Annotated in this window: 16 protein-coding genes; 12 read left to right on the top strand and 4 right to left on the bottom strand. The window is 51.2% G+C overall.

The genetic code is table 11. The annotated features are described in order from the left end of the window. The first annotated feature begins 224 nt into the window (after positions 1-224). Positions 225-2,696 carry a zinc-dependent metalloprotease gene (locus VGN67_RS08140; RefSeq protein ID WP_327486306.1) on the top strand — a complete coding sequence of 824 codons (2,472 nt, stop codon included), beginning with the start codon at positions 225-227 and terminating at the stop codon, positions 2,694-2,696. A 229-nt stretch (positions 2,697-2,925) separates the two neighbouring features. Beyond that, a complete protein-coding gene (locus VGN67_RS08135) occupies positions 2,926-4,356 on the top strand; it encodes a hypothetical protein (protein WP_327486305.1) in 1,431 nt (476 codons plus the stop codon). Between the two features lie 208 nt (positions 4,357-4,564). Here the strand turns inward: VGN67_RS08135 and VGN67_RS08130 are convergent, their stop codons facing one another. Further along, positions 4,565-4,984 carry a hypothetical protein gene (locus VGN67_RS08130; RefSeq protein WP_327486304.1) on the bottom strand — a complete coding sequence of 140 codons (420 nt, stop codon included), beginning with the start codon at positions 4,982-4,984 and terminating at the stop codon, positions 4,565-4,567. A gap of 215 nt (positions 4,985-5,199) precedes the next feature. Then, positions 5,200-6,672, bottom strand: a complete 1,473-nt coding sequence (locus tag VGN67_RS08125; protein WP_327486303.1) for a TlpA disulfide reductase family protein — start codon at positions 6,670-6,672, stop codon at positions 5,200-5,202. A 278-nt stretch (positions 6,673-6,950) separates the two neighbouring features. Between VGN67_RS08125 and VGN67_RS08120 the strand changes: the two genes are divergently transcribed. After that, a complete protein-coding gene (locus VGN67_RS08120) occupies positions 6,951-7,166 on the top strand; it encodes a hypothetical protein (RefSeq protein WP_327486302.1) in 216 nt (71 codons plus the stop codon). Between the two features lie 233 nt (positions 7,167-7,399). Here VGN67_RS08120 and mdh read toward each other — a convergent pair whose 3' ends face one another. Beyond that, positions 7,400-8,332: a malate dehydrogenase gene (gene mdh, locus VGN67_RS08115; protein WP_327486301.1), complete on the bottom strand. Its 933-nt coding sequence runs from the start codon at positions 8,330-8,332 to the stop codon at positions 7,400-7,402. 327 nt (positions 8,333-8,659) lie between these two features. Between mdh and VGN67_RS08110 the strand changes: the two genes are divergently transcribed. The 6 genes from VGN67_RS08110 to sprA all read left to right on the top strand — a co-directional run bounded on the left by VGN67_RS08110 (position 8,660) and on the right by sprA (position 21,010). Further along, on the top strand, positions 8,660-8,947 hold the full coding sequence (locus VGN67_RS08110; RefSeq protein WP_327486300.1) for a YkvA family protein: 288 nt from the start codon (positions 8,660-8,662) through the stop codon (positions 8,945-8,947). Positions 8,948-9,016: 69 nt separating this feature from the next. Continuing rightward, positions 9,017-9,238 (top strand): twin-arginine translocase TatA/TatE family subunit, encoded by a 222-nt coding sequence (locus VGN67_RS08105; RefSeq protein ID WP_327486299.1) that lies wholly within the window; start codon positions 9,017-9,019, stop codon positions 9,236-9,238. Between the two features lie 210 nt (positions 9,239-9,448). Beyond that, positions 9,449-10,894 (top strand): Asp-tRNA(Asn)/Glu-tRNA(Gln) amidotransferase subunit GatA, encoded by a 1,446-nt coding sequence (gene gatA / locus VGN67_RS08100; protein WP_327486298.1) that lies wholly within the window; start codon positions 9,449-9,451, stop codon positions 10,892-10,894. 66 nt (positions 10,895-10,960) lie between these two features. Beyond that, positions 10,961-13,036, top strand: a complete 2,076-nt coding sequence (locus VGN67_RS08095) for a LysM peptidoglycan-binding domain-containing protein (protein ID WP_327486297.1) — start codon at positions 10,961-10,963, stop codon at positions 13,034-13,036. Between the two features lie 103 nt (positions 13,037-13,139). Then, the gene (gene ruvA, locus VGN67_RS08090; protein ID WP_327486296.1) at positions 13,140-13,730 is read left to right on the top strand and encodes a Holliday junction branch migration protein RuvA; all 591 of its coding nucleotides are present in this window, start codon (positions 13,140-13,142) and stop codon (positions 13,728-13,730) included. Between the two features lie 116 nt (positions 13,731-13,846). After that, positions 13,847-21,010, top strand: coding sequence for a cell surface protein SprA (gene sprA, locus VGN67_RS08085; protein ID WP_327486295.1), 7,164 nt, complete (start codon positions 13,847-13,849; stop codon positions 21,008-21,010). A gap of 271 nt (positions 21,011-21,281) precedes the next feature. Here sprA and VGN67_RS08080 read toward each other — a convergent pair whose 3' ends face one another. Beyond that, positions 21,282-22,865 carry an arylsulfatase gene (locus tag VGN67_RS08080; protein ID WP_327486294.1) on the bottom strand — a complete coding sequence of 528 codons (1,584 nt, stop codon included), beginning with the start codon at positions 22,863-22,865 and terminating at the stop codon, positions 21,282-21,284. A 104-nt stretch (positions 22,866-22,969) separates the two neighbouring features. Between VGN67_RS08080 and VGN67_RS08075 the strand changes: the two genes are divergently transcribed. From VGN67_RS08075 to VGN67_RS08065, 3 genes are all read left to right on the top strand, one after another. Beyond that, positions 22,970-23,323, top strand: a complete 354-nt coding sequence (locus VGN67_RS08075) for a hypothetical protein (protein WP_327486293.1) — start codon at positions 22,970-22,972, stop codon at positions 23,321-23,323. A 74-nt stretch (positions 23,324-23,397) separates the two neighbouring features. Beyond that, positions 23,398-24,249 (top strand): carboxypeptidase-like regulatory domain-containing protein, encoded by an 852-nt coding sequence (locus VGN67_RS08070; protein WP_327486292.1) that lies wholly within the window; start codon positions 23,398-23,400, stop codon positions 24,247-24,249. A gap of 49 nt (positions 24,250-24,298) precedes the next feature. Beyond that, entirely contained in the window at positions 24,299-25,648 is a 1,350-nt protein-coding gene (locus VGN67_RS08065; protein ID WP_327486291.1) for a hypothetical protein, read from the top strand. Positions 25,649-25,989: the final 341 nt, after the last annotated feature.

The raw sequence follows: 25,989 nt of genomic DNA, 5'->3' as shown, positions 1-25,989 counted from the left end.
ATTGGACAGAACAAATATATGAAAAGTTCTCAATATGCGAACATTTTAGTCGAGTTTTTGTAGTACATGCTTATCTGCTAAGCAAAATTCTTTTTTGGAATAGCCCAAAGCGCATTATTCCCACCGAACCATTGACAAATGATAAAAAAGGAGGTAATCTGTTAACACCCGCTGTTTTCAATTATATTTATAATCAATATGCATGAAATAAAATCCTTCCCGGTATGATAAAAAAGTACTTGATAGGGGCTTTTGCCCTACTTTATTCAACGCTTTCGCTTGCCCAGCCGCCTTCCATTGAAACCTTTACCGCCGGTATGCAAAGGCAGGAAGGTTTTCTGCCGTACTACTGGGACGCGAATAAAGGAAAGATATGGCTGGAAATTTCCCGTTTAAATACCGAGCTGCTTTACTACCCGACGCTGGCGCAGGGCATTGGCTCTAACGATATCGGGCTGGACCGGGGCCGCCTGGGGCAGGAGCATATCGTACGGTTTGAGCGGGTAGGGCCGAAGGTACTGATGGTGGAGCCTAACTACCGCTACCGCGCCCTGAGTCCCGATCCGCTGGAACGCAAAGCCGTAGAGGAATCCTTTGCGCGTTCTATTCACTGGGGTTTTGACGTAGCGGCGGAGTCGTACGGACGGGTACTGGTAGACCTGACCCCCTTCCTGATGCAGGATGCCGTCGGGGCCGCACAGGCCATTAGCCGCACCCGCCAGGGTACCTACCGCCCGGAAGCCTCGCGCTCGGCTATGTACCTGGAGCGCACCAAAAACTTTCCCAAAAACACCGAATTCGAAACCCTTATTACGCTGGTAGGGGAGGGGGCCGGGCCTTACCTGCGGTCGGTAGTACCTACGCCCGCGGCCGTGACCATGCACCAGCACCACTCGTTTGTGGAGCTGCCGGACAGTAACTATACGCCCCGGACCTTTGACCCGCGGGCGGGGGTGATTGGCCTGGAGTTTTATGATTACGCCTCGCCGGTAGGGGAGCCGCTGGCCAAACGGTACATCGTGCGGCATCGCCTCCAGAAAAAAGACTCTACGGCCGCCGCCCTGAGCGAAGCCGTAAAGCCTATTGTGTACTACCTCGACCCCGGTACCCCCGAGCCCATCCGCTCGGCCCTGCTGGAAGGTGCCTCCTGGTGGAACCAGGCCTTTGAGGCAGCCGGCTACAGGGATGCCTTCCAGGTCAGGATGCTGCCCGATACCGCCGACCCGATGGATATTCGCTACAACCTGATACAATGGGTACACCGTTCCACGCGGGGCTGGTCGTACGGGAGCAGTATCGTGGACCCGCGCACCGGCGAAATCCTGAAAGGAAAAGTAACGCTGGGTTCGTTGCGGGTACGGCAGGACTTTCTGATTGCGCAGGGGCTGGTGGCAAAGTACGAAGAAGGGCAGCCCGTGTCGGACGAGATGATGCAGCTTTCGCTGGCCCGGCTACGCCAGCTGTCGGCGCATGAGGTGGGGCATACGCTGGGGCTGCCCCACAACTACGTAGCCAGCGTTAGCGAACGCGCCTCAGTGATGGACTACCCGCATCCGCAGGTGGATATCAAAAACGATAGTACCTTGGACCTCTCCAATGCCTACGCCAGCGGAATTGGCGCGTGGGACAAAGTAGCTATTAACTACGCCTACCGTAGCTTTCCGGAAGGAGTCAATGAGAAAGATTCCCTAAACCAGATCATAAACGGGTACCTACAGCAAGGACTGGGTTTTCTGAGCGATCAGGACGCCCGGCCGGTGAGTAGTGCCCATCCGCAGACGCACCTCTGGGACGGCGGCAGCAACGCCGTGGATGAACTGGAACGGGTGATGAAGGTACGCCGGATTGCTTTGAACCAATTTAACGAAAAGAAAATACCCGTGGGAATGCCACTGGCTACCCTCGAAGAAGTACTGGTACCCATGTACCTGTTTCACCGCTACCAGGTTGAGGCTGCCGCCAAGGTGGTAGGTGGTGCTACCTATACCTACGCCCTGCGGGGCGACGGCCAGACTATCTACAAGCCCGTAGAGGGAGGGGAACAGCGCCGGGCCTTACGTACTATTTTATCGTCCATCCGGCCCGAGGTACTGGCACTGCCACGGCCCGTGCTGGCCCTAATTCCACCCACTCCTTTTGGCTACACCCCCAACAGCCGGGAGGTATTCGGTCGGCGCACCGGCCTGACGTTTGACCCGCTGGCTCCCGCCGAGGCGGCTACTTCCCTGGTGCTGCCGCTGGTACTTGACCCCGAGCGGGCCAGTCGGCTGGAGGCGCAACGCGCGGTAGACAGCTCACTGCCCGGCCTGGGCGAAGTGATAGATGGGTTAATTGATGAAACCTGGAAAAACAAAACCCCTACCCGCGAAAGCTACCAGGCAAGCATTCGCCGACAGACCGAGCAGCTCATTCTACAGCACCTGATTGGCCTGGCCGAATCGGCTGAGGCTTCTCCCGCGGCCCGGGCCATGGCTTTGTTTAAGCTCAATGATCTGAAATCCTGGATTGACCAGAAGCAGTACGGCGTGGACGAGCAGCACCGGGCCCACTATCAGTTTGCCTTACGACGGATTGACCTCTTTGAAAAAGGACAGACGCAGAGTTTTCCGGCTCTCATGAGCAATCCGGTACCCGACGGGGCGCCCATTGATCCGGGTCAGGAGTGGCTTGAGCCCATCTGTGGCTGGGAGGAGTAGGCAACAGATTTGACGTATACACCAAAAAGCGAGGCTGGAACCAAACATTCCGCCTCGCTTTTGTATTTTATTTGAAGTACTTTCCTGGTATGCGAAAGTTAAAATCCTGCTAAAAGGGCGTAGTTGAGCCCAAAGCCCTAGGCAGAACATTATTTTTTATTACTTTTTAACCTACCCTTACAGGTGAGTTTCGCTATTTACTTAGCTGAACTATTCATTTTTTTACTCTATGAAAAAAGTACCTCTGCTGTTTTTAATGCTGATAACCTTCCCTTTTATTCCAATTGTCAATGCTCAGACAACAGGTACTTCACCAGTGGATACTTCCCCAGTGGAAACTACCCCTGCGGACTTGGATACGCGAAATGACATCCGCTACAACCTGAACCCCTCGGGTACGCACTACATTAAGGCTACCTTCCTGAACCAGACCTGGCTGCGCCTTAACGACAGCAACCCCGGTACTACGGTCATGGGTGATCCCCGCGACCAGACCTTCGATATTGGCCTGCGCCGTACGCGCCTCCAGCTCTTTGGCCAGCTGACCGACCGGGTGTTTTTTTATACGCAGTTTGGGATGAATAACTTTAACCGGCTGAATGCCTTCCCCGGCTATAATGCCAACGGTACTCCCAGCAACCGGAAGATTGCCGCTTTCTTTCACGATGCCCTGGGCGAATACGAAACCTACCGCCGGGGTACTAATTTTTTGCGTTTTGGCGCGGGATTGACCATAGTAGGCGGCTTGTCGCGCTTTTCGCAACCCAGTATTGGTTCCATCCTGACCATGGATGTACCCGTGTTTGCCCAGGCAACCGTTGACCAGACCGACGAGTTTGCCCGCAAGCTGAGTGTGTACGCGCGGGGCCAGTACGACAAGTTCAACTACCGGCTGGCTATTTCGGACCCGTTCCCCATTGAAACCAACGCCGCTGTACCGCCGCCCCTGGGTACTAACTCCACTTTTGCGCAGCGTAACCACCGGAAGCAGCTCCAGGGTTTATTTATTTATAACATACTTGACACCGAAGACAACACTACGCCCGGCTACATGACCGGTACCTACCTGGGTAGGCGCCGGGTCCTGAATCTGGAAGCCGGATTTATTACGCAGAAAAACGCCACCTGGCGTCGGGAAGGAGCCGATACTACCTACAGCAGCCTGAACCTGTGGTCGGTGGCGGCTTATATGGACATGCCTTTGGACCAGGTACGGGGTACGGCGGTGTCGTCGTACGTAGGGTACTTTCGCACTACCTATGGCCCCGGGTACCTGCGCTACAACGGCCTTATGAATCCGGCCAGTGGTACTACCCAACCCCTACCGGGCGTGGGTGGTACCCAGGGTAACGCCTTTCCGATGTTTGGTAACGGAAAGGTAGTGTACGCACAATTGGGCTATAAATTGCGGAACGACCTGCTGGGTAGCCAGGGTACTTTGCTACCGTACGCCTCGCTACAACACGCTACCTACGACCGCCTGGAAGGCGGCATGAACGTCTGGAACGTGGGAATGAACTGGCTGATGAAAGGGCACACGGCCAAGCTCAGCCTGAACTACGAGAACCGCCCGGTTTATCGGGCCAGTACTACGGCTAACCTGCTGTCGCCTTCGGGTCGCCGGGGAGCCTGGGTACTGCAGTACCAGGTGTCGATATAGGCAATGAATAGGTACCCGGATCAAATAGAGAAGTTGCCTTTTCCCAGGAAGCTGGAGAAGTTGATCACTGTTTTGCCCCAATTAAATTAAAAAGTACCGCCAGAGCTTCTGGCGGTACTTTTTAATTATTTCAAAAGGCCAGGGGCCGGTTGACTTTAATTTTACTTTTATTCAACTAATCATAGAATAGGACCATGCTGGTTAGCTACTAGCGGCTTGCTGCTGCGACGAGTACAATGGCTAAGTTCACACCTAAACCAACACCCCAGTTAGTCCACACCCGACGCGATTTGATCTTTTTAGCTTTTTGAGTGTAACCCAGGTAATATTCGCCCTGAGTCAGCATTTCAGGCTTTGGAACTCCCAGATTAGCCTCCTGCGGCTCGATTGAAGAGCAGGCAATAGCTGGTATCAGGCCAAGCAAAGGGGAAATCACACTTGCCACTAAAGTGCCGGTTCCAGCAGCTTTGTACTTACTGTAGTAGCGTTCAGCATCACGGTTGCCCTGGACGAAGGCACTCTGAGTGGCTACGGGTTTGGAATCATTGCCCTCAGCTAGCTCAACAAATTGCGAAAAAGAGGGGATAGTCACACTGACTAAAAAGAGAAGAAGGAGAGATTTTAGCATTTGCTTGAATTGAGTAGGGTGATTTGATTGTTTATGTACTTAAACTGGCTCTAACGTACGATATAGCACCTGCATAACCTATCTTAGATTATAGAAATTTATCAAACGGTCATTTTATTAGCTTAATAATAAGTTATGCCCCACAACCTTTAGAGCAGTATTCGAATCATTTCCAAAAACAAGAAGCCCCCGCCAGAAGTACCTGACGGGGAGTATCATTTAAGTAGTTCATCAATCAGCGCGTAGGATTCTTTTTCAGAAGGTCTCGGCGCTTTATTGACTTTAATTTTTCCAGCCTTATCAATTAGTATGTAGTGCGGAATGCCTGACATCCTATAAATGGTATAAATATCTAACTCAGGATCTGTTGTTTTATGATTTACATGAATACCACTGGGCGCTTTACCACTCTGCAGATAGGACTTCCACTTTTTAGTATCTTCATCTACCGAAACAAACAGAAATACTACGTTGTCATTCCCCTTATAGTGCTCCATCATCTTTTTGGAGTGGGGGAACTCAGCGATACAAGGACCACACCAGGTGGCCCAGGAATCTACATAAACTACTTTCCCTTTCAGGTCCGACAGACGTACCTCCTTCCCGTTTATATCCGTAGCGGCAAAGTCTCTGGCCTCTTTGCCTTCTGCCAGATCATAGTGCTCATCCAGTTTTGATTCAAGGGAGCTTATATACGGTGAGGTGGGGTACTCTTCCCTGAATTTGGTAAAGTTTTGAATTACCTGAGGTTTTAAACCATAATCATTGAGGTCCCAACTAATGTTTTTGGCCAATAAAAACTCTTTGATTGGAGCCAGTCGGGTATTACTTCTAATGGCCTTATCCTTAAGTAGAAGCAACGTATCTTCATTTTTTTCTTTGCCGTCCTGTTCTAACGCGTAGTAGATTGATCCAAACAGATGATTACGAATTTCTAGATCTATTACTCTCCTGTAAGTATCCATATTCGCCTTTAGGTAAGAGGCTTTGACTGGCAACCCATTTAGAAAAGAAGTCACCTCATGGCTGCTTTCTTCTTTCAGCTTTTTTATATTGGCGCCCTCCAGCCCTTTTATTTTCCATAGAATCAGCAGCTGATTATTGGCTATAATTATATCCTTTTGTTGAGCGGACAGACGGCTGTCGTTGGTAATCGTCTGGTGCAGCGAACTATATCTTTTGTTAAATGAAATAAGTACCTTTTCCTGTTCCTCTTTAGAAAACTTCCTGAATTGACCAGCTATCGCATTCGCTTCATCCCATACTTTATTGGTTATTTTCTCGGACTCCAACAGGTACTCATTGACTGCACTCAGCTTTCCAGAGTAGTGTATCTTATCCTGCTCGATGGTTAACTTCAGAACCTGATTGGGCTCTAAGTAAAGACGATATACCGAATCCTGTCCTAGCACACCCGGCCCAACCGTAATATAAGCGAGTAAGGGATCAGTGGCAGGTACATTAAGGGTAGCCTGTCCGGCAGCATCAGCCTCGGTTTCTACAAGTTTGGAGAAACCATTGGAGAAAAGATCTGTGACGTTGGCGGCGATTTTCTGACCCGTGCAAAAGCTACAGTCAATGAGTACTTTGGTAATGGGTTTGGATTTTGACTGGCCGAATACTGCGGCGAATTGGCAGGAGAAAAAGACGAACAATAACAGGACCAGACGAGCGTGGAGCTTTTGCATTAGGAAGTGTGTAAGTGTTGAGAGAAGAAGTACTTGTAAGGTAAGCAGAAGTTGAAAGAAGTACTTTCTTTTTAACTAATTTTAACACGGTTCCTATCTGGAAAGGCTCCAAAAGACGAAAAGAGGAAGAAAGCCAATGGTCGCATGAGTAAGGTAATAGTATATAGAACAAAAAGTAGTTGTAGGAATAATTGAAATAATAAATCTTAAGTTATTTAAATTTGTTTGCAACCTATAGACTCCCTCAAAAGGGACGGATTATTTTATATTAAATCATTATGGAAACGGTACTTATCCAAATAAATAACAGCAAGGCTTATCGGCTATTAGAAGATCTGGAAGACCTGGATCTTATAAAAGTGTTAAAAAAAGAAGTTCAGCCCCGGCAGAAGCTCTCAGAAAAATATGCTGGTAAACTACCTTCCCGTGTTGCTGACGAGATGCAGGAGTACGTAAGTCAAAGCCGTAGCGAATGGAACAACCGGAGTATTTAATAGACACTAATGTGATCATAGATTATTTGGGCCATCTGCCATTATTGCCGCTACTGGTGTTGCCAACAATTTGGTATTGATAACACGCAATATTGCTGATTTTCGTACTATCGACCATCTTCAGGTAGTAAATCTACATAATCTAAGCGAGTAAGAGTATCCCTAGCTGTAAATTACAAGAATCCCCGCCGGATTTCCGGCGGGGATTCTTGTATATCGGTATACCTATGTACCTACACGCTCAGGTTCAGGGCACCGTTCATATTCCGAACCGCGTCGGCTGATTTTTCGAAGGCCGCTTTTTCGGCATCGCTCAGGCGCAGATTAATGATTTTCTCCCAGCCGTTGCGTCCGATCACCACGGGTACTCCCATACAGATGTCCTTCTGGCCGTACTCACCGTTCAGCATAACGCTGCAGGGTACAATGCGCTTCTGGTTGCGGACAATGCTCTCCACGATCATGGCCGAGGCGGCACCCGGCGCGTACCAGGCCGAAGTACCTATCAGTTTGGTCAGGGTAGCGCCACCCACCATGGTGTCGGCGGCTACTTTTTCCAGCTTTTCGGCCGACAGGAAGCGGCTTACCGGAATACCGTTGTAGGTAGCCAGGCGGGTCAACGGGATCATGGTAGTATCACCGTGTCCACCGATTACCATACCGTGGATATCGTTGGGCGACACGTCCATTTCCAGCGCCAGGTAGGTCTTGAAGCGGGCACTGTCCAGCGCTCCACCCATACCAATAATACGTTTTTTTGGAATACCGGATTCTTTCAGTGCCAGGTAAGTCATGGTATCCATTGGGTTGGAAACTACCAGGATAATAGCCTTGGGCGAGTACTTCAGGATGTTTTCGGTTACCGATTTTACAATGCCGGCGTTGATGCCAATCAGCTCTTCGCGGGTCATGCCGGGCTTGCGGGGAAGACCCGATGTGATCACGACGACATCCGAACCCTTCGTTTTTTCGTAATCATTAGTAGAACCTACCGGTTTGGTATTGAAGCCAAGCAGAGCGGCCGTCTGGTACATATCCAGTGACTTACCCTCACTGACACCCTCTTTGATATCCAGCAACACGACCTCCTCGGCTAACTCGCGGCGAATGATGTTATCGGCGGTGGTAGCCCCAACGGCACCGGCACCTACGACAGTTATTTTCATGTGATGAGATTAATAAGACGTTAGAAAAATCTGTTTCCGCCCAAAATTAGAACACATTATTTGTTTTAACCACTGATGGGGATTTTTTTTGGAAGTAATTTGTTAAGAGATAAGAGAGGTTGCAATTTTATTAGTTATTCATAGTTATAATCTTAAACCTTTTTACTTTACATTCTACACACCATGGCCAACAGTTCCCTGATTACACGTATTTTACGTTCGGTATTTTTTAGTAAAGCCTTAGGCAAAGCTGGTCGCCTGAGCAAAAGCAGGGCCGCACTTTTAATGCTGGTACAGCAGGTTCTGCAGAAATCAAATCAAAAAGGCATGCGTAACAGTTTGAACGAGGCCATGAGCCAGGTGCAGCTGCTGGTCAGAATGGTGAAAAGTTACGCCAGTGGAGATTACCGCGGCATAGCCTCCAGCAGCTTTGTAAAGGTAGTAGCGTCACTGATTTATTTTGTGTCGCCCATTGACCTGATTCCTGATTTTCTGCCAATAATCGGCCTGGCCGATGACCTGGCCCTGCTGGCGTGGTTATTCAAAACCCTGGATAACGAAATTCAAAAATTCAACGTCTGGGAAAAACAAAAACAGGTAATTAACATCGGATAAATAGTGAAAAATTCTTTCATACTAAGAAAGAATCCCTAAATTTGTATTCATAATAAACCAACAATTAGCATGGAATTAGTATCGATTTTGGCATTTATGGGATTAGGAGGACAGGAAATATTCCTGGTAGCCTTATTCATTTTATTGTTCTTCGGCGCCAAGAAGATTCCTGAACTGATGCGTGGCCTGGGCCAGGGCATTAAAGAGTTCAAGAGTGCCACTAAGGACGTAAAGGAGAATATCGAGAAGAGCATCGAAGACACCCCCGCTTCTACTACTACTAATTCTTAGTAGCTGTGTGGCCTGCTTGCTTGGATAAGCATGCAAAGAACGCCACAGGGGGCGGAGTCATATGGTGGTGCGCCACCTGATGAACATCTCGTACGGAGCGTGTCCCTGTGAGCGCAATAGTCTGATTTTTTATTTAGGAGCCGTTTTTCGTAGACCAACTAAGAACAACGGCTCCTGTATTTTTTGTGTAATCTCTCAACCTGTCTGAATTTGAAAGAGTACCTGACGCTGGCTGACATACAGCACGATCTGCGGGCAGGAATCACAACCTGTGAAGAACTGGTCGGGCAATACCTGGCCCGAATCGAGGCGAACCGTCATCTCAATGCCTTTGTAGAAGTATATACCGACGAGGCCCGGCAACGAGCCCGTGAAATTGATATACGTATCCAACAGGGCCGCGCCGGGAAGCTGGCCGGGCTTGTACTGGGCGTGAAGGATGTACTATGTCACGCTGGTCACGGCGTACAGGCCGGAAGCCATATCCTGGACGGCTACCAGTCACCTTTTACAGCTACGGCTGTTCAACGGGTACTGGATGAGGACGCCCTGGTTATCGGCCGCCAGAACTGCGACGAATTTGCTATGGGCTCTTCCAATGAGAGCTCTTTTTTTGGGCCCGTCCGAAACGCCGCTGACCCCACCCGCGTACCCGGTGGCTCATCGGGTGGTTCGGCGGTTGCCGTTCAGGCGGGTTTGTGTCACGCCTCACTGGGTAGTGATACCGGTGGCTCAGTGCGCCAGCCCGCGGCCTTTTGTCATGTAGTAGGCCTGAAACCAACCTACGGCCGCGTGTCGCGCTGGGGTTTGCTGGCTTACGCTTCTTCCTTTGACTGCATTGGCCCCATTACCAAAACCGTTGAAGATGCTGCCTTACTCCTGGAAGTAATGGCCGGCGCTGACGAATACGACAGCACGGTCTCTACCCGGGAAGTACCTGCCTATAGCCAACAACTCAAGTGGGACCGCCCCGCCCGGGTTGGGTACCTGCGCGAATCTGTTGAGAGTGAAGCGGTAGAGCCGGCCATCCGTGAGCGCACCCGTGCGGTACTGGACCAGCTTCGGGAACAGGGCCATGTAGTAGAGCCCGTTGAAATGCCCCTGCTTCGCTATTTTCTGCCTACTTACTATATCCTGACTACGGCCGAAGCCAGCTCCAACCTATCCAGGTTTGATGGCGTTCGGTACGGGTATCGCAGCCCCGAAGGGCAGGATCTGGAAAGCTTGTACAAAAAGTCGCGTACCGAAGGTTTCGGTGACGAAGTACGTCGCCGTATATTGCTGGGTACTTTTGTTTTGAGCGCAAATTACTACGACGCATACTATACGAAGGCGCAGCGCGTTAGAAAATTAATACGGGAGGAGACAGAGCGGTTACTAACGCAGTACGATTTCCTGCTCTCGCCGGTAACACCCACTACCGCATTTCGTCTGGGTGAAAAAATGGATGATCCGTTACAGATGTATCTGGCGGATATATTTACAGTACAAGCCAACGTAGTAGGAGCTCCGGCTATTTCGGTACCTAATGGTACTGATGCCCATGGGTTACCGATTGGTATACAGCTTATGGCCCGCCCCTTCGGGGAGAGCGACCTGCTGGCCTTTGGTACCTATGTAAACAGCCTGACCAGTGTTGATGAAAATGTAGAGTAAAAGTTGAAATACTGTTAAATTTTTTTTATACTAGTAACCAAAACCACCCGTAATCTTCTGACACTGATGAAAATCGTAAAGCGAGTACTATGGTTAACTACCATTACGGTGGGCTTGTGGAATGTTCCGGCACAGGCAAAGCCCCAGCAAGATCTTGAATTTGAGCCCGATACTATTGGTGTGCTTGATGAAATAAATACGTTACTTATAGAAGAAATCAGCGAAACCCCGGCGGTACCCGGCGAGTTACTGCGCGAGCGTTTCGCTAAGCTGGAAAGAGAAATACCGCTTGTCTACCACAAAGTTTCCCATCAGTTTGTTGAGTACTTCATTTATAAAAAGCCCGACTTTACCCGGCGCATGATGGAGCACTCACCGCTTTACCTGCCCCTTTTTGAACAATACCTGAAAAAATACAACCTGCCTACCGAGCTCAAGTACCTGTCCATGATTGAGTCGGGCCTTAATCCGAGGATTATATCGTACGCCAGCGCGGGTGGACTTTGGCAGTTCATGCCCGCCACCGGTCGAGAGTTCGGTCTTTATCAGGATAAATTTATCGACGAACGCTTTGATCCGGTTAAGTCTACCGAGGCGGCCTGTAAGTACCTGCGGCAGCTTTACCGGATTTTTGGTGACTGGGAAATGGCCCTGGCCTCCTACAACACCGGTCCGGGTAATGTCAAGCGGGCCATGCGACGTTCGGGAGGTAATACCTTCTGGACTATCTACAGTGCCCTGCCCCAGCAGACCCGCTCGTACGTACCCCAATACGTAGCCATGACCTACATGATGCACTACGGCAGTGACCACGGAATCGTGGCTGTTAATCCGGAGTTCCCGACGGTGACCGATACCTTACATATTAACGGGTACTTTGACCTTACCCGGTTTGCTCAGTTTAGTGAAGTATCGCTGGAAGATATTGTAAAGCTCAATCCGCAGATTGTCGGTACCGAAATTCCGGGCCATATCAGGAATTTTGTTTTGAAAGTACCCGCCGAAAAATTTGCTTACTTCTCTTCCAACCGGGCGGCTATTCTGGACTCGTGCCGACGGCCGCTACAGTTGTCAGCGGGCACCCTGCTGGCCTCCAATACCGGAGAGGCAGGTACCGTGACTTATCAGAAGCGTAAAATGACCCACATCGTGAGGCGGGGCGAAAACCTGACGTCCATTGCTAATAAGTATGATGTGGATGTGCAGGACGTAAAAGAGTGGAATCGCCTTCGTAAAAGTACTTTGCTGAAAGGACAGAAACTGGTTGTTTACCGGGAAGTGGCCGTAAAGACACCGGTAGCTACTACCCTGGCGGTAGCGACTACTACGGCTCCTGCTACCACGCTTACCGCTGCTCCGGTTAAGGAGGAAGCACTGGCGGCTAATCAGGAAGCTCAGGACGAAGCGTCAGAGGAGGAAAGTCCGGTTAAAACTATTGTTACCCACCAAAAGCGCAAGCTGACCCACGTGGTAAAGCGGGGCGAAAATCTGACCTCAATTGCCAACCGCTACAAAGTAGAGGTACAGGACCTGAAGGAGTGGAACCGCCTGCGTAAGAGTTCTATTCAGTCTGGACAAAAATTGGCTATATTCCGTGAGGTGGCGGTTAAAACGCCGGTGAAGCAGGCTACGCTGGTGGCTTCGGCTACTACTAAACCCGCCCCTGCCACTACGCCGGAAAAAGAGGAAGAAGCACTGGCTTCCACCACCGAAGTAGAGGACAACGACGAAGAAGCACCGGTCACCGTTGCTAAAAAAGCGGTTGCTCCACAAAAACGTAAAACGACGCACGTGGTAAAATCGGGCGATAACCTGATTGCCATTGCCAAACGGTATGGGGTAGAGGTAAGCGAGGTGAAGGCGTGGAACCACCTGTCAAAAAATTCGATTCAGCGGGGCCAGAAACTGGTTGTGTACCAGGAAGGTACTTCCGGAACTTTAACCGCTTCGGTCCGGGAGAAAGAGCTGGCCCAGCCCAAATCTCAAAAATCCATAAAGCTCCGCTACCACACGGTACAGAATGGGGATACCCTCTGGAATATTTCCCAGCAGTATGGTATGTCAATTGATAAGCTTAAAAAAGAAAACAACATAAGAGGCAACACGCTAAAGCCCGGCCAGAAATTGTTAATCACTGGTTAATCCTTACATGGAACCGGATTTTTACCCAACACCCACATAGCCTTTTTCAAGGGTTTTGTGGGTGTTGTTTTAGGAGTTAACTTGCCAGAAAAACCCCACTATCATGATTGCCTACGTTGAAGGGAAGTTAGCCTACAAGGATCCCGCCTACGCTATTGTTGACACCCAGGGGGTCGGATACGAAGTCCGGATTTCGCTCCAGACCTATGCCGCCCTGCCCGAACCCGGTGAGCGATGCAAGCTGTTTACTTACCTGAATATCAGGGAGGACGCCCACGTACTGTTTGGTTTTGCCGAGCCGGATGAAAAGCTACTGTTTCTGGACCTGGTGGGAGTATCCGGCGTTGGGCCATCCACGGCTCTGGTCATGCTCTCCTCGCTTTCCTCCCCGGAGATCCGCCACGCCATCATGAATGAAGACGTAAGGGTGGTGCAGTCCATTAAAGGAATAGGCTCCAAAACTGCGCAACGGGTTATTCTGGAATTAAAAGACAAGATGAGAAAAGAGGCGCTGACTTCACCATTACCAATGTTGAGAGGTACTTCGGGCAGTCAGGTCCGGAACGAAGCCCTGGCCGCTTTGGTTACGCTGGGAATCCCGAAACCGGCGGCCGAAAAGAGCGTGGATACCATCCTGAAAAGAGAAGGAGACGGTATTACCGTAGAGCAGCTGATCAAGTTAGCGCTGCGCTAGTTACCTCGCTGAAAAATTATACTTTTATATAGAATATTGGCAAGGTTTTAGCCGTTGTGTCATAGCAGTAAGCAATGGTTAACCAACCGACCCTCTCTAACTTAGTGTGATAGGCTTTGTCAGGAACAATTTACCAAATAATTTTCAGGTCAGTTACCGTTTCGGCAGGCGCGTTGCTATTGGCAACCGCCTCGAATCAGTATGTTCCTGTCCGTGGTGATAGCCCCCAGACTATAACCTATCAGTTTGATACTCTGGGAGCTGATACAACCGGCGACGATTTGAAGCGCTCGGGCCGGCAGACTATCCTGCGCTGGCAGGACTACTACCGTAACCGCTTCGCCGAGCCGCGCCCGCGTTCTCCGTTTTACCTGAAAGAACCCCCTAACGTAAGTACCGATATCCGGCTGGATACCACCGGTCGGGTGGTGGTTTCTGAGGAGGTAAAAACCCCTTCGGGTTCGCTCGACTATCGCCCGGCCGAAAGCATGGATTTCCGGACCTATAATGAGCTGCAGAACCAGCGCGTCATGCAGAGCCTGATGCGCGAGTACGCCGCCCGGCAGGACGGGAAAAGCGCCATGGGAGGCCGCGGCCTGCTCCCCAAACTGGACCTGCCTCCGGCGCTGGACAAATTGTTCGGAAGCGATTTGATGGACTTTCGGCCCAATGGGTTCGTCGCGCTTGATTTTGGGGTTATGCACCAGTTTATTGATAACCCGGCGGTTCCGGTGCGGCAGCGGCGCAATACCAACTTCATCTTCAACGAGCAGATTAATATTAACTTCAATGCGAAGCTGGGAGACCGGATGGGCTTCCTGACCAACTTCGATACCAAGGCCAGTTTTAACTTTGAAAACGCGCTTCGCTTAAACTACAAAGCTCCCGAAGAAAGCCTGGTCCGTAAGATTGAGGCCGGTAATATCAGCTGGCCCCTCAATAGTCAGCTTATTCCGGGAGTACAGAATCTTTTTGGACTTAAGACCGAATTTCAATTAGGGCGCCTGCGGGCAACACTCGTGGCTTCGCAGCAGCGGTCCCGGAAGGAGCGCATTGTTCTGCGGGGCGGCGCCCAGACTAAAGACTTTGAGATACGGGTAGATAATTACGACGAAAACCGCCACTTCTTCCTCTCGCAGTTTTTCCGGAATACCTACGAAAGTTCTCTCAAAAACCTGCCGATGATTACGTCGGGTGTTACAATTACCCGCCTTGAAGTATACGTAACCAACCGTACTACCACGACCGAGTCGTTACGGAATATTGCCGGTTTTGCCGATTTGGGTGAGCCCCGGCCCCATAATGCCGCCAATCCTAACGTACAGCCCGTTAATCCGCGCCTGCCCGCCGACAACCAGGCCAATGGTTTGTATGCCAACCTGACCAGTACCGAAACATTCCGTCAGGTAGATCAGACTACCTTTGAACTTACCAACCGGCTGGGCCTGCAGAAAAGCATAGACTTTGAGGTTTTGCGGGGAGCGAAAAGGCTTATTCTGGAGCAGGAGTACAAGTTTCACCCCCAGTTGGGTTATATCTCCCTGACGGTACCCCTGCGCAATGACGAAGTACTGGCCGTAGCCTACGAGTATACCCAGAATGGCCGTACTTTCAAAGTAGGTGAATTGACCGAAGACTACCAGAACCGTCAGGATGATGAAGTGATTGCTTTGAAACTGCTCAAATCGTCAACCATCCGGAACAACACGCAGCTGCCGATGTGGGACCTGATGATGAAGAACGTCTATTCCCTGGGTACTAACCAGATAGAACGGCAGGGTTTTCAGTTCCGGATTATTTACAAGGATGACCTGACGGGTATCGACAACCCTAACCTGCAGGAAGGCCGTCTCCTTCAAAACCGGCCACTTCTGCGCCTGGTAGGCCTGGATCGGCTGAATCCGGTCAATGACCTGCAGCCCGACGGTAACTTTGACTACGTAGAAGGAGTTACGATTGATCCAAAAACGGGCCGGATCTACTTTCCCGTTCTGGAACCCTTTGGCTCCAACCTGGCGCAGTACTTTGGCCCCGACGAAGAAATCCTGAAAGAGAAGTACGTTTATAACGAGCTTTATAGGACTACCCAGGTTGACGCCCAGCAGGTCAACGAAAAAAACAAGTACTACCTGAAGGGCTCGTACCAGTCGGCGGGTGGTACCGAAGTAGTACTGCCGTTTGGGGTGTCGGAAGAATCGGTTACGGTAACGGCGGGCGGGGTGTCGCTTTCGCCGGGACAGGATTTTATAGTGGAGGCCCAAATCGGGCGGGTGCGTCTGGTCAACCCCAGTATTCTGAACTCCGGCCGCGAAATCGTAATTGAGTTTGAACGGCCCGATATGTTCAACAACCAGATCCGGACCCTGCTGGGTACCCGTCTGGACTACGTGCTCAGTAACGATATCAGCCTGGGAATGACGGCTATGCGCCACCGCGAAACTCCCGCCGGCTTCCTGACCCGCGTCGCCGTGGGCAACGAACCTACCAACAATACGATCATCGGGCTTGACGCCAATATCCGTAAGGAATCACCCTTCCTGACCAAACTGCTGGACAAACTTCCTTTGCTGCAAACCAAAGAGATGTCCAACATCCAGTTCCGGGGGGAGGTGGCGCAGCTGTTCCCGGGGGTATCGCCACGGGTAAATAACCGCTCCCTGGTTGATGATTTTGAAGCTGCCCGTACTATTTACGACCTTACCCGACAGCCTACGCGCTGGCGCCTGGGGTCTACTCCCCCGCAGTTTCCGCAGGGTACTCCTTCCAGTCCTCTGGAGTACGGGTACCGCCGGGCCCGGATTACGGCCTATACCGTCGACAACATTTTCAGTAAATTTGGAAGTACTTTCGTCCGGCAGCGTCCTAACCTTACCGAGGACGATTATAAAAATTACTACGAACGCCTTTTTCTGCCACAGGAAATATTCCCCGGCCGCTCGGTACCGGTTCTTAACTTACCCCAGTCTATCCTGGATATAGCCTACTACCCCAGTGAGCGGGGGATGTACAATTATAACCCCGACCTGGACCCCAACGGCCGGCTCCGGAACCCCCGACGCAATTTTGGCGCTATTAGCCGGGCCATTACCTCCGATATTGATTTTGACAATGCCAATATTGAGAACATTGAGTTCTGGATGATGGATCCCTTTATTCGGGGAGAAAATGGAATTATTCGGGATGGTTTTGAGAACCGGAGTAATACCACCGGCGGAAAGCTGATCTTTAACCTGGGCGATGTGTCCGAGGATGTGATTCCGGATGGCCGGTACAATTTTGAAAATGGCCTGCCGGTCAGTGACACCCGGGCCGGTACTCAAATCGACTCCACCGCCTGGGGTATTGTTACCAAACAGCAGTACCTGATCAATGCCTTCAGCAACGAACCCGGCGCCCGCGAAAAGCAGGACGTGGGCCTGGATGGCCTGAGTAACGCCGAGGAACGCCGGTACTTCAAAGAGCGCTTCCTGGACCGCCTGCCGGCCAACCTGACTTCCGAGGCTCGTGAACGTATTCTGTCCGACCCTTCCGGTGACGATTTTCAGTTTTATCTGGGTGAGGACCTGGACGCGGAGGGCAAGAAAGTACTGGAGCGCTACAAGTTTTACAGCGGCATGGAAGGCAACTCACCCGAAAGCAACACCCGGGCCGACGATGTCACGCCGGCGGCTACCAACATCCCCGATGCCGAAGACCTCAACATTGATAACACCATAAATGACAACGAGGCTTTTTACGAATACGAGGTAGATCTCAAACCCGGTCGGCTCGATATTGGCAATGGGTACATAGTGGACAAAACGGTAGCTGACGGTGCCAACTGGTACCTGTTCCGGATTCCGGTGAAAGAGTTTGCCCGTAAGGTAGGTTCCATCAATGGGTTCAAATCTATCCGGTTTGTCCGGATGTACCTGACGGATTTTGAGCAGCCGGTGGTACTTCGCTTTGCTCAGCTACAGATGGTAGGCCAGCAGTACCGCAAATACACCGCCGACCTGGATGCCCCCGGCCTTCAGGAAGTACCCGAGCCCTACGATGCCAGGTTTACCGTAGGTACCGTCAGTATTGAAGAAAACAGCCAGGCCAATAATTCGGAGAAAAAATACATCTATGCGGTGCCGCCGGGTTGGCAGCGTGACCAGGATTTTACGCAGCCGCAGAATAACTTCCAGCTCAACGAGCAATCCATGAGCCTTTGCGTAACCGAACTGCGCGATGGTGACTCCCGGGCGGTCTTTAAAAACGTAAATCTGGACCTGCAGTTCCGGAAGCGTCTGCGCATGTACATTCACATGCACAACAACGACAACGAGGGGGGCCAGGTGGGCGCGTTCCTGCGCCTGGGTACCGACAATACCCAGAATTACTACGAAATAGAAATCTCGAACCTGCAGGCCACTCCCGAAAATGTGGGTCAGCCGGAGGCCGTGTGGCCCCTGGAAAATGAGATAGATATTGCCTTTGAAGAATTGCTGCGGGCCAAATCGGAGCGCAACAAAGCCAGCAACCGCGCCCTTTCGCTGCCCTATACCATTACCACCGCCGATGGCCGCTACAAGGTTACCGTGGTTGGTAATCCGGACCTGAGCGCGGTGCGGGTGATCATGATCGGGATGCGTAATCCCAAATCCATTGATGAACGTTCGAAAGATTTCTGTATCTGGGTGAATGAAATGCACGTGGAAGGCTATGACCAGACCGCCGGGCAGGCGGCCATCGGGCAGCTCAACGCCAAGCTGGCTGACTTTGCTACCGTGACGGCTTCCGGTAGGCTGGAAACGTTTGGCTTTGGGAACGTGCAGCAGAAGATTGGGGAGCGGGCCCGGGCTACTACCACCGAGTTTGGTGTATCGTCCAACATTGCCCTGGACAAATTGCTACCGCAGCAGTGGGGTTTCAGCATACCCTTGTACGTTAACTACGACAATCGCCGCATAGCTCCGCATTTCAACCCGCTTGACCCGGATATGCCACTCAGTACTACGCTGGAAAACCTGGATAGTCCCGAAGCCCGCGACCGTTACCGAAGGCTCGTGGAGGACAATACCGTCAGGAAAGGGATTAACCTCTCCAACGTGCGAAAGGTGAAAATGGCGCCCGACGCCCGTAGCCGGTTCTATGATTTCGAAAACCTGTCGTTTACCTACGCTTACAGCGACCTGACCCGTACCAACATCCTGACCGAACTGTATTCCCAGCGGATGTACCGGGCCGGAGCTGCCTATGCTTACGCCAGCCAACCCAAGCCCTTTGAGCCTTTCCGCAAGTGGGAGACCAACAGCCGGTACCTGGGCTTCCTGAAGGAGTTTAACCTGACGCCACTCCCTACCTCCGTAGCCATTCGGGCCGACATTGACCGTAGTTTTACCAAAACCCAACTCCGCAACTCCGAGCTGACTACCGCCGGGATGGAGCCTTTCTTTGAGAAGTACTTCTGGTTTAACCGTTACTACGACCTGACCTGGAACCTGACGCGTAATGTTATCGTGACCTACAACTCCGTGGCCAACGCCATCATTGACGAGCCACGGGGCGATATCAATACGGCCGAGAAGCAGGATTCGCTCTGGACTAATTTTAGGACCCTGGGGCGCATCAAGAATTTCGACCAGCGCATCCGGTTTACCTACCGCCTGCCGCTCGACAAGCTGCCACTCACCGACTGGATGGCCGCTGATTACAACCATACTATTGCCTACCAGTTTCAGGCTAATGCCCTGGGACTGACCGATTCGCTGGGTACTCCGTTTGGAAATATTATCCGCAACAGCCGCGAACGGGGTATCACCGGCCGGGTTGACTTTGTCGCCCTTTACAACAAGCTCAGGTACCTGCGTTTTGCCAATTCACCCTCGGCCCCGCGCAAGAATTTTGCCCGTAGCCCCGGTGACATTGAAGAAATAGAGCAGGGGAGTAGCCAGGTACTTAAGAATATTACGCGGGTACTTATGACCGTGCGGGGTATTAATGTGAGCTACACACTGCTTGAAACGACGGCTCTGCCCGGTTACCTGCGTACGCCTACCTACTTTGGACTGGACAATGCCCATGCCCCCGGTTTGCCTTTTGTGCTGGGTAGTCAGAATCGGAACATTCACGTGCAGGCGGCCAATAACGGCTGGATTACGCCGAGTACGGTACTGAATCAGCCCTTCCAGCAGACTGTCCAGAAGAATTTTAACATGCGTACTACGCTCGAGCCGTTCAAGGATTTCCGGATGCAGATTGAGGCCAGGCTGACCCGGCAGGACGCGTACCAGGAGTTTTACCGCCCGGAGTTTGCCGGTGGGCAGTTTATCAGCCAGAGCGCCGTGCGCAACGGGCAGTTCAGTATGTCGTTCATGTCGTTCCGGACGGCCTTTACCAAGATGAACCGCGATAATTCATCGCCGGTATTTGATAAATTCCGGGCCTACCGGGAAATACTTCGCGAGCGCCTCAACCGGGAGAACGGCAGTACCGGCGAGTACAACGAAAACTCCCAGGATGTACTTATTCCGGCTTTCTTTGCGGCTTATACGGGAAAAGATCCCAACACGGTGCGGATATCGCCCTTCCTGGGTTTCCCGATGCCCAACTGGCGCATCGACTACAACGGTCTGTCCCAACTGTCGGCCTTTAAAAAGCTGTTCAGCTCGTTTACGCTGACGCATAATTATATTTCTAATTATAGCGTGGGTAACTTTACCTCCTCCCTCGACTACGATGCACTGTACGTAAACCTGGCCGTGACGGGTTACCCGCTGTCCAGCCGGACCAACTACCTGGGGCAGTACGTGCCGGTGTTTGTGATGAGTACCATTACCATGTCGGAGAAATTCGCGCCACTGGTGGGGATTAATTTCCGGACGCAAAGCCGCATCACGGGCCGACTCGACTACAACCGCGATCGTACCGTGGCGCTGAACATGTCTAACTCGCAGGTAGCGGAGTTATTCAACCAGGATCTGACGCTTAGTATCGGCTTTACGAAGAATAATGTACCCCTGCCTTTCAAAGTAAATGGGGCGAAGCGGAAGCTCAAAAATGACCTGACGGTGCAGATAGGTATGGCCTTTCGCGATACCCGCGCTATTCAGCGTAAGTTCGACGGGCAGAATATCCCCATTGCCGGTAATATCAACTTCCAGTTGCGGCCCACCGTCAATTACGTAGTCAATAACCGCCTGAGCCTGCAGTTCTACTTTGATCGTACCTTCAATGACCCGCTCGTTTCCAACTCATTCTACCGTTCTACTACCGCCGGTGGGGTACAGGTGAAATTTAATCTGGCCGAGTAAGAGTTTCGTGGTTACTTACGATGGAACATTCAATAAAGTACCTTATATTTGTTTACTTTTTAAGGACAAAAACTGATAGTTGCTCCGGATCGCAAGCAGCTGTTTCACCATATCAGGTACCAGCATATAGGGTACTGCCGTTAATGCCCACAGGGGGCTATGCTCATCCCAGCTCTTATGAAAAAAGGCCGACTCTGAAAAGAACCGGCCTTTGCCTTTTTTAGGATAAAATTTATACGTACACAAAGTGCCTCCTGTCGAAGAGGATTGTTTACTTTAATTCCAGATCGGCAGTACTAGGCTTAAATTTATCTCCTACTGCCTTTTGCATAGCCAATTTCATTTCCTGTAATTTTTCGGGTTGCTGTTTGGCGAGGTTTTGCTTCTGACCCGCTTCTTTTTCAACGTTATACAGCTGATACTCCGGCGAAACCCCCGTTTCAATATTGACTTCCTTCGACAACGCGTTGCCCTTGTAAGGCGGGATCAGGATATAGTTGCCTTTCCTATAAGCCAGCCGTCCGGTTGCTTCCAGCACCAGCTCATTCCTTCCTGTCTTCGACTCGCCCAGCAAGGCCGGAAGCAAATTCTGACTATCCACGGAGCTATTCTTAGCGCCAACCAGTTGACCCAATGAGGACAGAAAGTCCAACTGACACACCAACGCATCCGACACCTGCGGCCTTATGCGCCCCTTCCAGTAGGTGATGAAGGGTACTTTGGTGCCGGCTTCAAACAGACTGTACTTGCCGCCCCGCAAGCTGCCGGCGGGCTTGTGATTCCCTATCTTTTCCACCGCATCATCGTAGTAGCCGTCGTTGAGAACGGGGCCGTTGTCACTGGAAAAAATCACCAGCGTATTTTCAGCCAGTCCTTCGCTTTCCAGCTTTTTCATGATCTCGCCCACGCACCAGTCGGCTTCAATAATAGCGTCACCCCGTGGCCCCATACCCGACTTACCCACAAAGCGGGGGTGTGGTACGCGGGGTACATGCGGCTGCTGTAAGGCATAGTACAGGAAGAAGGGACGGGCTTCGTTAGGCTTGCCAGCCTTCTTCAGACTTGCTTCATCAATGAAAGCTTTGGCTTTATTCAGGAAAACATCAGCCATGTCCTCATCGTGCCATAGGGCCGACTTGCCGCCCTTCTGATAACCAATGCGTGGGATACCATTATGGACCGACTGGTTGTGCCCGTGATGCCATTTCTGCTTGGTCATTAGTTCAGGATGGGAGATAGCAGTAGGCTCGCCTTCAAAATTCTTCTCGTAGCTCACGTACAACGGATCATTAGCGCTCAGCCCTACTACCCGGCGGTTCTCGATGTAGACGGTCGGAGCGCGGTCGGTGGTGGCGGCCATAATGTAGGAGTAGTCGAAGCCCACGTCGTTGGGGTTCAGCTGGAGGTCCTGGTTCCAGTCAACGTTGCCGTTTCCTATGCCCAGGTGCCATTTACCTACTATGCCCGTGCGGTAGCCCGCCCGCCGGAGCATTTTGGGCAGGGTCATCAGCGTGGTGTCGATCAGCAGGGGCGCGTCGCCGGGGAGTATCCGGGCCTGGTCGTTGCGCCAGGGATAGATGCCCGTCAGCATAGCGTAGCGGCTGGGCGTGCAGGTGGCGGAGGTAGCGTAGCCGTTGGTAAATCGTACACCACCCTTGGCTAACTTATCTATATTGGGGGTTTTTAGCGTATTCTGCCCGTAGGCGCTTACGTCCCCGTAGCCCAGGTCATCCAGGTAGATGATCAGGATGTTGGGTTTGGCTTGTTTTTGAACGGCAGGGGTAGCAGGTTTGGTCAAGGTACCAACCGACCAGCTTACCAGGCCAGCCATTATAGTCAGGAGTGCATATTTCATGAATCCATTTGTAGTTATATAGCTGTAAAAGCAGTAGTAGGAACGAATCTATTCGCTTGGGCAGGCTGCCTAAACTGGAGCAACTACTAAAGTGACCCTCTTTTGTGGGCTTCGTTGACCAGCCTGACGTTGTTTTTAGCCCCAAGCTTTCGGGTAATATTCAGGCGGCGCGTCTGGACGGTACGAAGGCTGATGTACTTCCTTCGTTCGGGCGATCTTTTCCCTACCCCGTTCCCCTGACACACAGGTACGATTCAAACCGCTATTTGTACCGATTAATAGCTTATTTATTCAATTCAGCAGCTCCCGCATTGTCTGGCTACGAGCCTCCCTTTTACTTTGTATCGGCAACATTCGCTCCCTGCATTCAGCGACGCATCAGGGAGAATGCGAAGCTCAGAGGTACCTACGAAACCATTCAGTTTGCCTGCGACAAGGCGTCCGGGATAAAGCTGTAGCACGGGCAGGTACCTTCTTTAGTAGTTATGAATTGTATTTTTTTATCAGAATAAACTTTACAAAAAACTTAGTCATGAAAAGTGTACCATTTCAATCTATTCAGACGCTTGCCAAAACAGCCCTATTCCTTCTCGTTCAGTGCCTGTTTCTTTCCTCCTGCGAAGTGCAACCTCCCGAGCCTGGTACCGACCCCCCTACGGAATCCTATGCTGTAACCGGTACGGTAGTGGATACCAAGGGTGCACCTATGGCGGGCGTAAAAGTACGCGCCGACAACAGTGCCCTTTATGGCTCAACCGAAGTAACCACCGACCAGCAGGGGCGTTATAAGCTACCCAAGCTGGAAATTGGTAGCTGGAAAGTATACGCCTGGAAGGAGGTAAATTACAAAGGGAAAACCTACCACCTGCGCCTGGGTATGCCTGCGGCGGCGGATTATGATGCCGTTAGTCCGGGTAAGGATGGAGTTGTGAAGAACTTTCGCTGGCAGTTATCCGGCCAAATTCCCGACCGTCCCCGGAGCGAACGTTCAGGATCGGGCTATTTCGGAGGTACTTTGCTTTTCCGAAACCTGGGTCCCGATGCTTCTACCATGGCAGCCGGCACGGTAGTCACCATTACTTTAACGCCGGTAGCGGGTGCCACGCTGTTTGACGGAAGCGCCCCGACTATAATAAAGAAATCATTCACCATTGAGGCGGGCGAGTACAACTACTGGGTACATGACATAGCCCAGTGCGAGTACCGCATTACCGCCGAAGCCAAACTGAACGGGGCGGGCAGACAAATACAGTTGAGCAAAAGCGTTTCCAGTGGTCATGCCGCTGCCATAGAGGGCTTCTACTTCAAGCCGCACCTGGGAAGTAGTGGCGACTACGAAAACGGACTGCTCACTACCAACGACGACCCCTTCTTTATCTATTAAAAGACTATCTCAAGTACCTTTTTCTCATTCTTGTATCATTTTATCAGCCATGAAAATTTCAAATTTGTTACCTCTGTTGCTTCTGCTACTAAAAATAGTCGTCAGCGCCTGCCACGAAAATATTCCTGAACCCACCGAAGGTACCGAAGTACCTACCGCCGGTGAGCCCATCAAAACCGGGCACGGCGCTCTGATCGGCGCACCCGTTATAAAGTCTATCGGACCGAATGGAGGCGAGCTGCAGATGCCGGATGCCAGCATTCGCCTCTCGGTACCTGCTGGTGCCGTAAACGCTCCTACTACCTTCAGTATTCAACAGGTGGAGAATACCTTCCCCGGCAGCACGGCCAGATCATACAGGCTGCTGCCCGAGGGAGTGAAATTCAGTAAACCCGTTACCCTTACACTTTCCTACCAGGGAGCCGCTTTACAAAGCGGAAACCCGGAGTTCCTGTACCTCACCTATCAGGATGCTGAAGGCTTTTATCGGGTAGCAACGAACACTTTTTTACACAAAGAGAACCAAACGCTGACCGTGGAAACTACCCATTTTAGCGACTGGACCTACTTCGAAACCATTATGCTGGTGGCCGATGACAGCTTTCTGAACAAGGGCGAATCTACCAAGCTCAAAGTAATGGAATATATGAATTACTCCCTGACCGGAGATGGTGATCCCAAACTGGGCGTACTGGAAGACTACGTTGGTTCGCGCACCCGGTTTGAGTGGTCCATAAACTACGGCGGAGGCACAGTAACCTCCGACAAACCAGGTGCCGCAACCTTCAAAGCACCTGCCACAGTACCTACGGTGAATCCGGTGGGCGTAGGGGTGCGGCTGAGCAACTTCACTGTAATTGTGAATAAAAATGACCCGACCCGAAACTACGCCGGGAAGGAAGTTCTCCTGCTGCAGAAAGAGATTCAGATAGGCGATGAGCAGTTTCTGGAGTATACCCTCAAAGGTACGAAGCTCTACAACACCGGCGATTATGAAACCGGTAGCATCAGGGTAGATACCCGGGGTAAATTTAGTATTAGCTCCTATATTAACGGGAACCAGACCTTTGATCTGATGATTAAAGGACCGGAGGGGAAGGCGATCGGCGTGGGTACCTACTCCTTTGGGAACATAGAAAAAGGACAGTTTGCTGCGATCACGGTGAATACCGGCCATGCCAAAGGAAATGAAAAGTACAGCAGCAGCTATCAGATTTGTACCGACCGGGGCTGCGGACTTAACACCCAATATACCGGCGGCACCGTCACCATCACCAAATGGGCCCCCATCGGGGGCTATATCGAAGGAGAGATTTCAGCCAACCTGTTTATTACGGGTGAGTTCGATCCACCCGCCACGGAATTCAAAGCAAAATTCAGGGTAAAGCGGGTGAATTAAGCTTTTGTTGATAGGTCAAAATGGCCGCGGCCCGATCAGTTTTGATCGGGCCGCGCCTACATTCTTACAAAGCTAAGTGACCCGTGCCACTGTTCCAAACCGCTTAGACAAGGTGACTGCTGTTAATCTCTTGCTGCTGACAGACTGTTTAAGCTTTTTGTTTTTATGTGGTAAGCAGGGCTGCCGTTGCTACTGCAATTCCGACTGCCAGGCCGCAACAGGCAGCAATAGCCATGGCTTTTAAGAGAGCAGATGGTTTCATACTACTTTGATTTGTGAAAGAATGCATTTGTACCGGTAAACAAAGAATATATTTTCATATAGAAAATAGCTTTATGCTG

Origin of the sequence: Telluribacter sp., from assembly GCF_035998675.1 — a bacterium.
In the GTDB taxonomy this organism is placed as follows: domain Bacteria; phylum Bacteroidota; class Bacteroidia; order Cytophagales; family Spirosomataceae; genus Telluribacter.
The sequence above is the reverse complement of the archived record's forward strand: the minus strand, read 5'-3'. Positions and strand labels throughout refer to the sequence as shown.